We start from the raw sequence: 14,796 nt of genomic DNA on the forward strand, positions 1-14,796 counted from the left end.
CGGAGGTTGCCGGCCAGCGGCCGGCACTACCAACAGGCCACCCGCATCAGCGCGCCAGCAACTCGCGCGCGTCCTGCCCGGCCTCGCAGTGCACGAACAGCACCGGCACGCCGTGCGCTTCCAGCACCGCGGCCATCTGCCGCTGGCGCATCAGGAACTGCTCGTAGATGCCCTTCAGGCGGTCGCAGTCGTTCTTGCCGTGGTTGTAGTGCGCGCACCAGCCGGCCGGATCGAACAGCGCCATGCGTGCCTCGCCGTGCGTGTAGCGCAGCAGCGGCTCGGGCGCGGCGTTGAGCCATTCGTCCTCGCCCGGGGCCATGATCGCGGTCTCGATCAGCGGCCACAGCGCGGCCAGGCCTTGATTGTCGTACTGCATCGACATCATCGCGGCCAGATCATTCACGGTGAAATAGCGCGCATGCTCGATGCGGGCACCGAAGGTGTTCTGCGCCATCAACGCGGTGTCGGCATGCGCCATGCCGTTGGCCAGCAGCGTGTCTTCCAACGCCTCGGCCACCGCGTTGGTCGTCGCCACGTCGCTGCCGGTCAGCAGGAACGGCACCACGCGCAGGCCACCGCCCACCAGGCTGGCATCGGCCTGGAACGGCAGCGGCACATCACCGTTGGCATCGGTACCGAAGGCCAGCAGGCGCGGGCCCTGGTTGCGGCCCGGCGCACGCATCTGCAGTTCTTCCAGGCGGCGATGGATCGGCCAGCCCGGGCGCAGTACTTCGGCCGGGTCGAAATGGGCGGCGGCGAACACCAGGTCCAGCTCGGCCACCTGCGGCACCAGCTTGGACAGGTCGCGGCCGACGCGATCGGCCAGTTCACCGGCCTGTTCGGCGCTGAGCACCGCCTGGCGGGGGATTTCGCCGCCGGCCAGTTCCAGGGCCAGCACGCCAAGGGCATTCATCGCGGGGTCGGGTTTGCTCATGGTTCCACGGTTGGCCCATCACAGGGCGGCAGCTACACTTGGCTCCATTATGCCTGCTCCGTCGTGCAGGCCATGTTGCAGACACCCTCATCCATGCCAGGTATCTCCATGCCCAACGCTCGTCCCGTCGCCATCCTCGGTGGCGTCCGCATTCCGTTCTGCCGCCAGAACACCGCGTATTCGGATGTCGGCAACCTCGGCATGTCGGTCCGTACGCTGGGCGCGCTGGTTGAACGTTTCGGCCTGCACGGCCAGCAGCTGGGTGAAGTTGCGATGGGTGCGGTGATCAAGCACTCCAGCGACTGGAACCTGGGCCGCGAAGCCACGCTGTCCTCCGGCCTGTCGCCGTTGACCCCGGGCATCACCCTGCAGCGCGCCTGCGGCACCTCGCTGGACAGCATCATCACGGTTGCCAACAAGATTGCGCTCGGCCAGATCGAATCGGGTATCGGTGGCGGTTCGGATACCACCTCCGACGTGCCGATCGTCTACGGCAAGAAGCTGCGCGCGCGCCTGCTGGCCGCCAACCGTGCCAAGAGCACCGGCGACAAGATCCGCGCGCTGACCGCTGGCTTCAAGTTCTCCGAGCTCAAGCCCGAGTTCCCGGGCGTGGCCGAGCCGCGCACCGGCAAGAGCATGGGCGACCACTGCGAGGACATGGCCAAGGAATGGAACATCTCGCGTGACTCGCAGGACGAGTGGGCGGTGTCGTCGCACAAGAAGCTGGCTGCTGCCTATGAGCGCGGTTTCTTCAACGACCTGATCGCACCGTTCCGTGGTGTCGAGCGTGACAACATCCTGCGCCCGGATACTTCGCTGGAGAAGCTGGCCACGCTGAAGCCGGCGTTCGACAAGGTCTCCGGCCGCGGCACGCTCACCGCCGCCAACTCCACGCCGCTGACCGACGGCGCCGCCGCCGTGCTGCTGGCCAGCGAAGAGTGGGCGCGTGCCCACGGCCATGAGCCGCAGGCCTATCTGCGTGACGCGCACGTCTCGGCGGTGGACTTCGTGCATGGCGAAGGCCTGCTGATGGCGCCGACCGTGGCCGTGCCGGAGATGCTCAAGCGCAACGGCCTGACCCTGCAGGACTTCGACATCTACGAGATCCACGAAGCTTTCGCCGCGCAGGTGCTGTGCACCCTGCGTGCGTGGGAGAGCGAGGATTACTGCCGCAATCGCCTGGGCCTGGATGCACCGCTGGGTCGCATCGACCCGGACAAGATCAACCTGCTGGGCTCGTCGCTGGCCACTGGCCACCCGTTCGCGGCGACTGGCGCACGCGTGATCGCCACCGCGGCCAAGCAGCTGGCCGAACGCGGCGGTGGCCGCGCGCTGGTGTCGATCTGCACCGCCGGCGGCATGGGCGTAGTGGCGATCGTCGAACGCTGATCGTTGCGACCGCGCGCCAACCAAGGTTGGCGACTACCGGGAATGCGCGTTGGATCTGCTTTGGTAGATGCCGACCTTGGTCGGCCATGCGATGTCATCGTTCGGAAGATGTCAGAGCGCCAACCAAGGTTGGCGACTACCGGGTTCCACAGATGAAAACGCCGCCCAATGGGCGGCGTTTTTCTGCTCCGGTGGGTGCCGACCGTTGGTCGGCACGCTTCACGGCAACCGTGGATTGCCGAATTCGTCGCGCTCTTCGTTGGCGTCATACACCGGCGGCTGCACCGTAACCGGCTGCTCCTCCACCGTGGAACGCAGCGGCGCTTCGGTGCCGCGCACCAGTTCCACGCTGTCCTCGCCACGCTGCAGTCGCAGCGCATTGGCCAGGCACTGCGCGGCCAGCGCGTGCTCGCCACGCTGTGCGAACAGCTCACCCAGTGCCTCCCACGCCGGGGCACCGGCGCCCGCGGCGATGGCCTCGTGCAGGAACGCATCGGCGGCATCCCACTGCTGCTGGGCCAGGGCCACGCGGCCCTGTGCCAGGCGCAGCGCAGCCGAGCTGTCGTGCACGTTGCGCCAGCGCGCGAGGTTGGCCTGGCGCGTGGCCAGGCGCTCGGCCGGCAGGCGGCCATACAGCGCCACCAGTTCGTCATCCCAACGCTGGTCCAGTGCCTGTTCCAGCGCCAGCAACGCCGGCTCATCCCAGTTCAGGACCACCGCACGGCTGGCATACGCACCCACCACGTCCGGGGTTGGCCGCAGCGCCTTCGGCGTGGCTTCCCACTGCGCGGCCAGCGCATTGACGTCGGCTGCTTCCAGCAGCGCCTGTGCGGCCAGGCGTGCTTCCAGTTCGCTGTTGGCGTCGGCCGGCAGCACCTTGCTCTGGCGCAGTGCACCCAGCTGGCCATACGCCTCGTGGGCGCGGCCGGCCTGTGCCAGCGCTTCGGTACGCAGCCACAGGCCGCGCGGCGGCAGCGGCTGGATCGTCGCCACATCCAACGCGTTGATCGCATCCACCGGTAGATCGCGCGCCAGCAGCTGTTCGGCGCGCAGAAGCGCCTGCAGGGTGGCATCGCTCTCGCCCAGGCGCTGCAGCAGGGCTTCACCGGCGGGGCCGTCGGCACGTGCCTGCGCACTGCGCACGGCATTGGCCAGCGCCACCGCGCTCACTTCCGGATCCTTGGCGGCACCATCCAGCAGCTTTTCGGCACGCTGCCACTGGCCGTGCTCATAGGCCTGCAGGCCGTCGATCAGGCGCACCCGGCCCTGCTTGCGGCGGTAGCGGCCCCAGGCGCGGAACGGTGCAGCGATCAGGCTCCACAGCAGCCACAGCACCAGCACCGCGATCACCGACAGCAGTGCCACCTTGGGCAGGTTGCTGTGGTAGTCGTAGCCGCCGTAGCGCAGGGTCACTTCGCCGAAGCGGTTGAGGTCATCGGCGCCGAGCCATTGCGCGGCCACCACGCCGATGGCCACCGCCAGCAACAGCACGACCAGGGATTGCAGGGGTTTCATGGGGGATTACCTCCGGTCGGTCTGGGTGCGCAGTTGCTGCAGGGTGCTGCCAAGAACGCTGTTGCTGGCCTGCAGCGGAAGCTCGCGCAAGGCCTTCAGTTCAGCACGTTGCGCGCGCAGGGCCGGTGAATCCGGCCAACGCCGCTGTGCCCAGTGTTCCACGCGCGCCAACGCGGTATCGCGACCGGTGCGGTCGCCACGTTCGATTGCGGCACGCGCCAGGGTCAGTTCCAGCTGCAGCGCATCGTCGGCATTGCGGCGTTCGGCGGCGGTCAGCGGGCCATTCTGGCGGCTCGGGGTGATGTCCACGAACGGAGCCAGCGTGGCCTGCCACCAAGGCTTGCCGGCGCCGGGCGCGGTGCCACCCGTCACCTGCGAGGGCAGGCCCTGCAGGGCCTTGGCCAGGGCATCCAGGCGTTGCAGCGATTGCACGCGCGGGCCGGTGCCCAGCGCATCCAGTGCATCGCGTTCCTGTACCAGTGCCTGGCGCAGGTTCAGGCCGTCGCTGTCGGGCAGATCGGCCAGCGCGGTGGCGGCCTGTGCATACAGGCGGCGTGCGCCTTCCACGTCGTCGGCGTAGTTCAGGCGCTGCGCCGCCTGGGTCAGCAGCAGTTCGGCCTCATCGCGCTGTACCGCCTGACGGCCCTGGTTGGCGCTGTCGGCCAGCTTGGCCAGGTTCTCTTCCAGCAGCGCACTGCGCTGGGAAAGGCCCAGCATCTCGTCGCGCAGCACGCGGTTGGTGGTCGCCGCATCCTGCAGGCGCTGGCTGGTTGCGCGCTGGTCGCGGCGCAATGCATCCAGCGTCGCCTGCAGGCCCTGCAGCTGTACGGCCGTGGTCTGCGCCTGCGCTTCCTGTTCGTGCTGTTGCTGCTGCCAGACGTACCAGCCGGCATAGCCGCCCACGCCAAGCACGACCACCCCGGCCAGCGGCAGCAGCCAGCGCACGGGTCGACGGGGCGGGGAAACGGGCGGAGTCTCGTTCATGGGGCTTCCTTGTCGGCACCGTCGCCGGTCAGGTTCCGGCAGGCCGCGTTGTGCACAGCATCACTGTTGCCGACCACAGCGGCAAGCGTGACCCACGTCCCTGTTCAGTTCGCTGCCGGGACGGTGAGCGTGGCGTGTGCAGCCGCCACCAGCTGCGCGGTGGTGGGCCCGGCCGCGCGCACCACGCGCTGCAGCCCCAATGCGTGCGCCTGTTCGCCCAGCCGTTCGCTGGCCACGACGGCGGTGGCATGTGCCTGACAGCGTTGCTGCAATGCCGGCGGAAGCTGCTGCCAGAAATGCAGCAACGCCTCACCACTGCTGACCGCCAGCACCCACGGATACGCTGAATGCGCCAATCGAGCCAGCGTGCGTGGCGACAGGCGCAGCAGGCGACGCTGATAGACATCGGCGCGCTCGATGCTGCCGCCGGCCGCCTGCAGTTGCGCAGCAATCAGGCCGCGCCCGCCGGGGGCGGTCACCAGCCCGATGCGCAGGCCGCGTACGTCCGCCAGTACCGGCAGCGCCAGCAGGCCCTCGCTGTCCATCCGCTGCGGCGCATGTACCTCGTTGACTCCCTGCGCCTGCAGCGCACGCGCGGTGCCGTCGCCCACGGTCAGCCACGGGCTGCGCTGCGCGTCGGCCAGCGGCAGCAGGGACGCGGCCGCTGCTACAGCGGCCGGGCTGGTGAACACCACCCGATCGCAGTTCAGCGCGCGTTGCAGCTGGTGCACCACTGGCGTGCCGTTCAGGCGCTGCAGGCGCCAGGGTGGCACGGCCAGCACATGCCCGCCCAGCCCAGCAACGGCGCGGCGCAGCGCGGAATTCTGGCCCTGCGGTCGCAGCGAAATGAAGGTCCAGCCCGGTTCGGAACCGGCGGCGCCAGTGGGTATCGTATGGTCGGCCATTGCCTGCATTATGCGGGCCCTTCGTTGTCGTGGTCCCTGCTCCGATGTCCGTTGATGCTCTGACTTCCTCGCTGGCCGCCCTGCAGGACGTGCTTGACTGCATGCCGGCGGTCCGCGCCATGCAGATCCAGCTCGACGGCTATGCCGATGGCGTGCTGCGCATCACCGCGCCGCTGGCCGCCAACGTCAACGACAAGGGCAACGCTTTCGGTGGCAGCCTGGCCTCGGTGCTGACCCTGTCCGGCTGGGCACTGGTCAGCCTGCGCCTGCGCCTGGCCGGCCACGATGCCGAGGTCTACGTGGCCGACAGCAACCTGCGCTACCTGGCACCGGTCTACGAAGACCTGCACGCCCATGCCGAAGCGGCCGAGGCCACTGGCTGGGATGCCTTCCTGAACACCTTCCGCCAGCGCCGCAAGGCCCGCATCAGCATCATCGCCACCCAGCCCGGTGCCGATGGCAAGCCCGCCGCCGAGTTCAGTGGTCGCTTCGTTGCCTTCGCCAAAGGGTAGGATGGCAGGCTGACGTTCTGGGGAAACCACCGATGCGCCGCCTCATCCAGTTCCTGATGTGTTCCCTGCTGCTGGCCAGCGCCGTGGCTTCGGCAGACGACCTGAGCCGCAAGCAGCGCAAGCTGCTGGAAGAGACCCAGATCGCCTACGGCGCCACCATCCGCTGGGGCAGCATGGACGATGCCATCGGCTATCTGGACCCCAAGCTGCGCAAGGAAAAGCCGCCCACCGAGTTCGAGCTCAACCGCTACGCGCAGCTGCGCGTGTCGTCCTACCGCGAGCGCAGCAGCGCCTCGCTGGACGGGGGCCTGGTCGAGCGCCGGGTCGAAATCGGGGTGATCAACCAGAACACCCAGGCCGAACGCACCGTGGTGGTGGTCGAGCGCTGGCGCTGGGATGCCGAGGCCAAGCGCTGGTGGCAGACCGCCGGCCTGCCGGACCTGTGGAAGGGGCAGTGACGGGCCGCGTCCGGCTTGTGCGACAATCGGCGCCCGCTTAATCGACCCGTGACCTGAGTGAATTACGAAGAGTTGCTGGCCTTTGCAGGCCGAAACCCGATGCTGTCCGCGGCCCTGGTCGGCCTGACCGTGGCCATCATCGTCACCGAGATCCGCCGCCTGTTCCGGGGCTTCAAGGGCATCAAGCCCGCCGAACTGACCCAGCTGATCAACGCGGGTGGCACGGTGGTGGTCGACCTGTCGGCCAGCGGTGACTTCGAGAAGGGCCACATTGCCGGCAGCCGCAATGCCCAGGCCAGTGCCTTCGGCCCGGACAACAAGCTGGTGGCCAACGCCAAGCAGTCGCCGGTGGTGCTGGTGTGCCGCAGCGGCAACGCCTCGGAAACCGCCGCCAAGGCGCTGAAGAAGGCCGGCTTCGAAAAGGTCTACGTGCTCGACGGCGGCATTCCCGCCTGGCAGCAGGCCGAGCTGCCGCTGGTCAAGGGCCGCAACTGATTGCCGCAGGTGGCGGATCCGGCCTTGTATGGGCCTGATCCCGCCCCCATCGCAGTAGTTCGACCATCGTTTTCATTGCATTCACCTGGAGTTACTGGAAATGTCCGAAGAGATCACCAACGGCGCCGCTGCGCCGGTCGATGCCGCTACCGGCCCTGCTTTCACCGTCGAGAAGATCTACGTCAAGGACGTCTCCTTCGAGTCGCCGAACGCTCCGACCATCTTCAATGACCAGGTGCAGCCGGAACTGCAGCTCAACCTGAACCAGCAGGTGCAGCGCCTGGGCGAGAACGCCTTCGAAGTGGTGCTGGCCGTGACCCTGACCTGCCAGGCCGGTGAGCGCACCGCCTACGTGGCCGAAGTGAAGCAGGCCGGCGTGTTCGGCCTGGTCGGCCTGGACCCGCAGTCGATCGACGTGCTGCTCGGCACCCAGTGCCCGAACATCCTGTTCCCGTACGTGCGTCAGCTGATCAGCGACCTGATCCAGGCCGGCGGCTTCCCGCCGTTCTTCCTGCAGCCGATCAACTTCGAAGGCCTGTACGCAGAAACCCTGCGCCAGCGCCAGGAGCAGGGCGACGCACCGTCGCTGGCTGACTCCGAGCCGGCTGGCAACGCCTGATTTCTGCCGCGACGTCACGGATGAGCACTACCGCTGACAAGATCGCTGTGCTGGGCGCCGGTTCCTGGGGAACCGCGCTGGCCAGCCTGCTCGCACGGCACGGTCACCCGACCGTGCTGTGGGGGCGCGACGCTGCCGTGGTCGAGGCCATCGACCAGCGCCACGAGAACCCGCGCTACCTGCCGGGCATCCCGCTGCCGGACAGCCTGCGTGCCACCACCGACCTGGCGTCGGCAGTGGAGGGCGCCGCCTGGATCCTGGTGGTCACCCCGTCGCATGCCTTCGGTGAAACCGTGCGTGCGCTGGCGCCGCTGCGTCCGGCCGGTGCCGGCGTGGCCTGGGCCACCAAGGGCTTCGAACCTGGTTCGGGCCGCTTCCTGCATGAAGTGGCGCGCGAAGTGCTGGGTGAGGACGTGCCGCTGGCCGTCGTCACCGGTCCGTCGTTCGCCAAGGAAGTGACCCAGGGGCTGCCGACCGCGATCACCGTGCACGGCGACGTGCCCGAGTTCGCGCAGACGGTGGCCGAGGCGATGCATGGCCCGGCGTTCCGCGCCTACACCGGCGACGACATGGTCGGTGCCGAGCTGGGCGGCGCGATGAAGAACGTGCTGGCCGTGGCTACCGGTGTGGCCGACGGCATGCAGCTGGGCCTCAACGCCCGTGCCGGCCTGATCACCCGTGGCCTCAACGAGATGCTGCGCCTGGCCGCGGCGATCGGCGCCAAGCCGGAAACGCTGATGGGCCTGGCGGGCCTGGGCGATCTGGTGCTGACCTGCACCGGCGACCTGTCGCGCAACCGCCGCCTGGGCCTGGCCCTGGGCCGTGGCCAGACGCTGCAGGATGCCGTGCGCGAAATCGGCCAGGTGGTCGAGTCGGTGCAGACCGCCGACGAAGTGATGCGACAGGCACGCCGTCATGGCATCGACCTGCCGATCTCGGACCGCGTGCGTGCCGTGCTGCACGGCGAGCAGACGCCTGAGGAAGGCCTGCGCGCGCTGCTGGCGCGGGAACAGAAACCGGAATATCCGGATACGCTGTTCAAGTGAATCGAAAAAACCCGGCTACGTGCCGGGGTTTTTTTATGTGTGTGGCCCATCCACGCATGGCGTGGATCTACTCCGGAATCCGCTTCTGGTAGCAGCCAGCCTTGGTTGGCGCCCGGTAGCGCCGGGCCATGCCCGGCGGAATCCATCGCCGCGCCCGCGGCGGTGCGTTGCCGTTGTCCATGTCCGAGAAGATCAACCACGGCCCGTCGCCCACGCGCTTCAGCGGCAGCGTGAACTTGCCGGTGTCCCCCACGTTGTTGCCGTAGCGGTAGGCACCAATGATGTAGCCCGTGCTGCCCTCCACCGAGTACGCCAGCGCGCGCAGCCGCAACGGGCTGCCGCCCTGGCCGGCATACGCGGCTTCGATCGCGCTGCGCCCACGCACCGGTAGCTGGTTGCTCTGCAGCACAAAACCATCCTCGGCGAACAGCGCAGCCAGTGCCCTGGCATCGCCCGTGCGCCAGGCCTGCTCGTAGTCGCGCAGTACGCGATCCAGCGTCGCGGGCAGGGCCGCATCAGGAAGAGGCTGTGCGGGCTTCGCACCTTCAGCATCGTGGGCGATGGCCGGCGATGCCAGCAGCAGGGCACTGCAGAAGATCACGGCGAGTCGTGTGCGGGCCATGCGTCCGGCTCCAGGCGATGACGGGAACGTGCGAACGCATCCTAGCGCGCTGCTGGTTAGAATCACGCAGGCGCCCGCGCGGCGGCATGCACCGCAGATCAGACAAGGACAAGGAATGAAGATTCGAATCACAGGGATGGCACTGACGGTCGCACTGCTGGCCGCCTGCGGGCAGGCACCGGCACCGGATGCAGCACCGGCCGCACTGGCACCGACTACCGAAGCACCTGCGGCCACGGCAACGGTGGTCGAGCAGGCGCCGTCCATCGAAGACGGTGTGGATCCAGCGGTGTGGGACAACGAAGGCGAAGCGGAAGACCCGAGCGCCGGCGGAGAACTCACCTGTGCGGACAACCCGCTGGCGACGCATTTCTTCACCCTGGTGGGCGGCAACACCGTGGACGACTGCGGCCGCAAGGACCCGAAGGTGCTGGCCGCGTTCAACGCCCTGATGAAGAACACAGCCGCGGCCGAATCTGCTGACAAGGAGATTCCGTCGCTGCGCGAACGCCTGTTGAGCGGGCCCAGCGGGCCTGGCGAACTGGTGGTGCTGCAGGGCGAGCCATGGTGGTTCTACACCGCCTGCCAGGCCCACGACTGCCCCGGCACCGCGCTGGCGATGCTGTACTCGCCCGATCAGTCGAAGATGGTCGGCCGCCTTACCGCGCGCTGCAGAATCTGGTGGCTGGGTGAACCCAGCGACGAGCAGCGCGCGCTGATCGAGCGCGAGCAGCCGGTGGACAAAGCGATGCTGAAGGAAGAAGGCGAGTCCTGCGAGTAATCGGTGGTGACGCCGGATGATGTTCCGGCGGCCGCATCATGCCGGTGAAAGCTGCCTCACCATGTCGGCGATGATCACGTGGACCAGTGTTCTCAGGAAATGCACTTCGCCTTCCAGGGTTGGGCCGATGTCGAAACGGGTCGACCATTGCTGGTTTTCCTGCAGCACCTCCGCGTAAAGCGCCTGGGCTTCGCCTGCGATGCGGTCGATCTGATGGCGCAGCTGCCGGGTGGCGGCTGGTCTTCCCAGGCCTAGGGCTTCACCGGCAGAAACCAGATGCTCGAAACGAAGGTCGTGGAAGCGCGCGACACCGAGAATGGGCCACGACAGTTCCGAGCGTTCTGGCCAACGTGCGCCCTCGTCGGCATACGCGCGGGTCTCGTAACATGCGGTAGACAGCAGGTCGTAGTGGGGGGCCAGTTCGATGCCCCTGCTGTCGACCAGGAAGCTCAGGTTCTTCAGGTGCGCATCGTTGTTGCCGGTGAGTACATTGAAGATCAACCAGTCGAACAGGCGGACGCGCGTCTTGAGCTTGCTTCTGCATTGCTCGACGATGACCTTCAGGGTGTCGATGCTGCCGAGCGTGTACTTGAACTGCCGGTCGAGGTTGAGCAGCTGGCAGGCGTCGATGGCATGACGGCGATGGATGGCATCGGCGGTGATTTCGCGATCAAAGCGCTCGATGATGAAGACCGGCTCCGGTATGTAGCGGCGCTCGATCTTCGGCACCTGCAGCCCCATGCGCTGTGCAAGGCGCATCACGAACCACTCGTTGGCCACGCTGTGGGGATAACTGCTGCTGGTGCTGTCAGGCTTGAGGATGTGGGTCGAGGGCTCGGCGCCCAGAGGTTGGTAGAGTTCTCCCCCTGTCTCGATGATTGCCAGCTTGTGCTGGGCACCTGCCAGTGACATGCGCTTGGCGGCACCCGCCGCAAGCGACGTGCGTGGCAGGCCTTGGATACGCGTGGAGAGTTCCGCATCGGGCAGTGGTTTTCTGCCGCCGGGTGGCAGGCGCTGGCCTGGAGGCAGCAGCGTCAACGAGCCTGCCGATTCCGCGCCATAGGCGGCCAGCAATGCGAACGCGTCCGCGCCATCCACCCTGGCATCGGTTGCCATCAGCGTGCGTTGCTGCTCTTCCGGCAGCAGATTGTCGAAGTACCACTGCACGGGGCGTTGGCTGGAGCCATCGAGGATGGCGGTGTCTTGCAGTGGCAACGCAGGCGCCAGTGGAAACCGATGTGCGCTGCCGAGCCACTCCGGCGCATAGGTGAAGCGCCACAGGTTTGCTGCTTCGGTCAGGCGGCCCACCGGCGCTTCGTCGATGCTGACCTGCAGTTCGCGTGGTGGAAGCGGATAGTGCAGTCCAGACAGGACGGTCGTTGTAATGACGTCCTTGAGATCGATACGGGGGGCGCTCATGGCACCTTCCCGTTGGCACGTTTGGCCAGCAGGGTCATCGCTTCGTCCGGCACGTCGATTTCGACATGCAGCCCCAGCTCGTCAAGCACGGTGAACAACTTGCCCCATTGCACTGTGGTACCGCCGCGTTCGACCTTGGCCAGGAAATTCTCGCTGACCCCGATGCCTTCGGCGGTTGCATCCTGGCGCAGTCCCTGATGCTTGCGGGCGGCTCTCACCAGCGGTCCCAAGGCCTCAGCCTTCTCAAGCCTGATCTTCAATGGGAACTCCCCCCAGCAGAGCCTGACGCTCTGGATTCGACCCATCGTCTATACCATAGAATCCTCACTGCAGTGAGGATTCTTCGCGCAAAACCCAGGATTCCTTGGAATCCTTTCGATCTTGAGGATTTTTTCGCAAAAGAGCTGGATGCAAGAAAATCCTCATTGAAAGAAGGATTTATCTGCAAAGGCGTCCAGCCCGCAAAAAATCCTCATGAACTCAAGGATTCTTTGGCGTCGTGGGAGCGCGATGCCTCATCCGGTCCATATGGGCAGCGCCACGACGGCGGGACGTCCGCGATGAGTGGGGTCCAGGTGGGGCCTGCCAGGAGCGCACCCGGGAACCTCTGCCTGCAGCGCAGGCTCGCAGCGTCAACAGGCCGCAGGCAAAGCGTCTGTTACTTGCTCGCGCGCCGCGCGCCTTTCTCGTCTTCGTCCTTTGCTTCGCCCCGGCTCTGCGCGAACTCCGGGAACGTCTTCGCGATCGAATCCTTGTCCGGAAGGATGTAGAACACGCCGCCCTTCTCGAACGTGGATTGCACGATCTGCTCGTAGAACGCAGGCGTGACGTTGATGCAGCCGTGCGTAACGCGGTTGTCGTCCGGCGAAGGTGATGCCAGCCGTTCGGCGCGCTTCTCTTTCGGAGTGCCTGGCGGCAGCGGGTGCATCGACACGGCGGAATCGTAGTCCACCCACAGCACGCGACCGGCATCGTCGGAGGGGCCATAGCCACCAATGAAACGGCCCGCCGGGGTAGTGCGGTCATGGCCTGGAATCGCACTCAGCGCGAGCTTGGCAACGCCGGGTGCGGAGTGATCGCCGATGGCCGAACCGAACAGCGCCGGTGCGGCACCGCGCAGCTTGCCGTCTCCACCGAAGACCAGTACCTGCGCAGCCGCCTTGTCCATGATCGCGAACGGATAACCCTGGTTGTCCTTGCTGGCGACTACCCAGCCGGCCAGTTCGATCACCGTCTCGGACACGCTCTGGTCAGCGGGCAGTTCATCGACTGCGGCGACCGGGGGTGCAGGTGCGTCCTTGTCCCTGGCGTTGGCTACGCCGCTGCACGCAACGGCCAGTGCCATGGCCAGTGCGGCATGGAGGGCGCGGCGCGCAGGGGAGGAGGAGGTACGAATGGGACGGCTCCTTGCAGTGCAATCTTGGTGGAAGGATGCCAGTGGCCGGTGAAGGCCACTGGTTCCCGATACAGAGATGGATCAGTTCAAACGGTGAGGGAGGATCAGCCGCGCGGCTTGCGGCCCGCTGGTGCCCTTTCAAGCTGCTGCACGCGACCTTCGATCTGGTCCAGACGCTGGTTGGCCTGCTGCGCCGACTGGTTGGCGGACTCGGCACTCTGGGCGGCGCCCTGCACCTTTACATCGAGCTGATCGAGACGCGAGTTGATCGTTGCAAACTCGTTCTTGTAAGAGGCGCAAGCGCCAAGGCTCACGGTGGCGATGAGCGCCACGCTGAGTGCACGGGCCATCTTCATGTGTTGCTGGTTGAGCTTCATTCCACTCCCTCCTTCGTCTGGGGAAGCTGGAATATAGCGGCGTTTGTTCCCGGCGCTACCAAGCGCTTTCAGCTGGAATTTGAGTACGTGGATGGGCTGTGAAGGCCTGTAAATCAACGAACCTTAACAAGCGGGATCAGGCGAGCTGATCTGCACCGGCGTATCGCCTTGTGCCTGTTCAATATCACCCATTCACCTGCATGAAGCCGGCATCACGGCATGTGCGTCTGTGTGCTTTCGCCTGCTCCGCACGTTGGCTGCCATCTACTTGCTTCCAGCAGCGCTGCAGCGTTTCCAGGCTGGACATCCAGCAGTTCGGCGATGGCGTTGGGCGTGTCGGGCGCGCGCGCAACATAGGCGTGGGCAATGCGGTAGCCGATCCAGTAGCCGAGATCTCCGCGGCGCGTATCGTCGCCGGGGCCGTTGTACAGCCACCTCGAAAGATCGGTACCCATGCTGTCCTGCAGGAACGCGCGCTCCAGCGCACACTCGCGACCCTGCGTCCAACGCTGCAGATGCGCGTTGGCCGGTTGCCCGGAGATCCGTTCGGCCACGTATTCGGCGCCGCCTTCCAGCAGCGTCTGATAGAGCAGGGTGGGCTGCTCGACATCAACGCGTGCGCCGGGCTGTTGCACGTGCACGTACTCATGGGCGATCAGGTGCACGAAGCGGTCGCTTGCATCGGCCTGCATCCAGTCGGCATTGCACAGCGCTTCCAGTCCAATGACCACACCTGCTTCGGTGGTAACGCCACCACTGTTGCCGCGGCCCACCAGTACGGTGACCGGAGGAAAGCGCGCAGACGGCAACAAGGCGCCGAGCTGATCGACGGCAGCGGCGACGCGCGTGCGGATCGATGGCAATGCGGTCGCGCACGTTCTCGCTTTCGCAAACAATGCCGGCTTGTCCTGGATGGCCCTGGCCAGCCGCTCCATCGAGCCGATACGGCTGTCGGTGAAGCTGCGCAGGGCATCCGTACCCGCATCCAGATAGCCGTGCTGCAGATCATCGGCGCTTGGACGCCCATGGTTGGCGTCCAGCACCTTGAAGAAGCGCGTGACATCGTCTGTCTGTACGACGATGTGCCCGGCAGGACCGACACGCTCAGCCGCCTGTGCCTGCAGCAGCGCGATCGGCGAGGCGATCAGGATCAGTGCCCGCATCAAGCATCGAGCGTGATGCGCGTAAGAAGCCGACAGTAGACGGGCAACCAAAGGTTTGTCGCCATCCGCAACCATAGGTTGAGCAAATTTCCTGCTTCCATTGGCGCAACTATGGTTGCCAAGCACTCATAGTCTCCCCGCTGACCGGCAGGAACCCAGTTCCATCAAGGGAAACGTATTC

The 14,796-nt window shown here is 66.5% G+C and carries 17 protein-coding genes; 7 read left to right on the top strand and 10 right to left on the bottom strand.

Going from position 1 to position 14,796, the window contains the following annotated elements; translation table 11 throughout:
- Nucleotides 1–46: 46 nt before the first annotated feature.
- Entirely contained in the window at nt 47–934 is an 888-nt protein-coding gene (locus V3B25_RS10725) for a hypothetical protein (protein WP_049423143.1), read from the bottom strand.
- A 93-nt stretch (nt 935–1,027) separates the two neighbouring features.
- Between V3B25_RS10725 and V3B25_RS10730 the strand changes: the two genes are divergently transcribed.
- On the top strand, nt 1,028–2,323 hold the full coding sequence (locus tag V3B25_RS10730; RefSeq protein WP_099551602.1) for an acetyl-CoA C-acetyltransferase: 1,296 nt from the start codon (nt 1,028–1,030) through the stop codon (nt 2,321–2,323).
- Between the two features lie 219 nt (nt 2,324–2,542).
- Here V3B25_RS10730 and V3B25_RS10735 read toward each other — a convergent pair whose 3' ends face one another.
- The 3 genes from V3B25_RS10735 to V3B25_RS10745 form a co-directional block, all read right to left on the bottom strand.
- Nucleotides 2,543–3,838: a heme biosynthesis HemY N-terminal domain-containing protein gene (locus tag V3B25_RS10735; protein ID WP_201117802.1), complete on the bottom strand. Its 1,296-nt coding sequence runs from the start codon at nt 3,836–3,838 to the stop codon at nt 2,543–2,545.
- Between the two features lie 6 nt (nt 3,839–3,844).
- Entirely contained in the window at nt 3,845–4,822 is a 978-nt protein-coding gene (locus V3B25_RS10740; protein WP_049462222.1) for a uroporphyrinogen-III C-methyltransferase, read from the bottom strand.
- A gap of 104 nt (nt 4,823–4,926) precedes the next feature.
- On the bottom strand, nt 4,927–5,736 hold the full coding sequence (locus V3B25_RS10745; RefSeq protein WP_329810655.1) for a uroporphyrinogen-III synthase: 810 nt from the start codon (nt 5,734–5,736) through the stop codon (nt 4,927–4,929).
- A gap of 35 nt (nt 5,737–5,771) precedes the next feature.
- Here V3B25_RS10745 and V3B25_RS10750 point away from each other — a divergent pair, with 35 nt between their 5' ends.
- The 5 genes from V3B25_RS10750 to V3B25_RS10770 all read left to right on the top strand — a co-directional run bounded on the left by V3B25_RS10750 (nt 5,772) and on the right by V3B25_RS10770 (nt 8,857).
- Entirely contained in the window at nt 5,772–6,239 is a 468-nt protein-coding gene (locus V3B25_RS10750) for a YiiD C-terminal domain-containing protein (protein WP_005407593.1), read from the top strand.
- A gap of 32 nt (nt 6,240–6,271) precedes the next feature.
- A complete protein-coding gene (locus V3B25_RS10755) occupies nt 6,272–6,697 on the top strand; it encodes a hypothetical protein (protein ID WP_182267020.1) in 426 nt (141 codons plus the stop codon).
- 57 nt (nt 6,698–6,754) lie between these two features.
- Nucleotides 6,755–7,192, top strand: a complete 438-nt coding sequence (locus V3B25_RS10760) for a rhodanese-like domain-containing protein (protein WP_004134671.1) — start codon at nt 6,755–6,757, stop codon at nt 7,190–7,192.
- Between the two features lie 100 nt (nt 7,193–7,292).
- Nucleotides 7,293–7,811, top strand: coding sequence for a protein-export chaperone SecB (secB, locus tag V3B25_RS10765; protein ID WP_005407596.1), 519 nt, complete (start codon nt 7,293–7,295; stop codon nt 7,809–7,811).
- Nucleotides 7,812–7,831: 20 nt separating this feature from the next.
- Nucleotides 7,832–8,857 (top strand): NAD(P)H-dependent glycerol-3-phosphate dehydrogenase, encoded by a 1,026-nt coding sequence (locus V3B25_RS10770; RefSeq protein ID WP_005407597.1) that lies wholly within the window; start codon nt 7,832–7,834, stop codon nt 8,855–8,857.
- A gap of 67 nt (nt 8,858–8,924) precedes the next feature.
- Here V3B25_RS10770 and V3B25_RS10775 read toward each other — a convergent pair whose 3' ends face one another.
- A complete protein-coding gene (locus V3B25_RS10775) occupies nt 8,925–9,479 on the bottom strand; it encodes a nuclear transport factor 2 family protein (protein ID WP_329810656.1) in 555 nt (184 codons plus the stop codon).
- A gap of 115 nt (nt 9,480–9,594) precedes the next feature.
- Between V3B25_RS10775 and V3B25_RS10780 the strand changes: the two genes are divergently transcribed.
- Nucleotides 9,595–10,260, top strand: a complete 666-nt coding sequence (locus tag V3B25_RS10780) for an Ivy family c-type lysozyme inhibitor (protein ID WP_329810657.1) — start codon at nt 9,595–9,597, stop codon at nt 10,258–10,260.
- Between the two features lie 36 nt (nt 10,261–10,296).
- Here the strand turns inward: V3B25_RS10780 and V3B25_RS10785 are convergent, their stop codons facing one another.
- The 5 genes from V3B25_RS10785 to V3B25_RS10805 all read right to left on the bottom strand — a co-directional run bounded on the left by V3B25_RS10785 (nt 10,297) and on the right by V3B25_RS10805 (nt 14,615).
- Nucleotides 10,297–11,679, bottom strand: a complete 1,383-nt coding sequence (locus V3B25_RS10785) for a HipA domain-containing protein (protein ID WP_329810658.1) — start codon at nt 11,677–11,679, stop codon at nt 10,297–10,299.
- The gene (locus V3B25_RS10790) at nt 11,676–11,984 is read right to left on the bottom strand and encodes a helix-turn-helix domain-containing protein (RefSeq protein WP_329810659.1); all 309 of its coding nucleotides are present in this window, start codon (nt 11,982–11,984) and stop codon (nt 11,676–11,678) included. The genes V3B25_RS10785 and V3B25_RS10790 overlap by 4 nt, the downstream gene beginning before the upstream one ends.
- Before the next feature lie 353 nt (nt 11,985–12,337).
- Nucleotides 12,338–13,024, bottom strand: coding sequence for a hypothetical protein (locus V3B25_RS10795; protein ID WP_071228804.1), 687 nt, complete (start codon nt 13,022–13,024; stop codon nt 12,338–12,340).
- 155 nt (nt 13,025–13,179) lie between these two features.
- A complete protein-coding gene (locus V3B25_RS10800; protein ID WP_329810660.1) occupies nt 13,180–13,452 on the bottom strand; it encodes a hypothetical protein in 273 nt (90 codons plus the stop codon).
- Nucleotides 13,453–13,664: 212 nt separating this feature from the next.
- Nucleotides 13,665–14,615, bottom strand: a complete 951-nt coding sequence (locus tag V3B25_RS10805) for a DUF2268 domain-containing putative Zn-dependent protease (RefSeq protein WP_329810661.1) — start codon at nt 14,613–14,615, stop codon at nt 13,665–13,667.
- Nucleotides 14,616–14,796 lie beyond the last annotated feature (181 nt).

Origin of the sequence: Stenotrophomonas sp. SMYL8, assembly GCF_036320065.1 — a bacterium.
In the GTDB taxonomy this organism is placed as follows: domain Bacteria; phylum Pseudomonadota; class Gammaproteobacteria; order Xanthomonadales; family Xanthomonadaceae; genus Stenotrophomonas; species Stenotrophomonas maltophilia_A.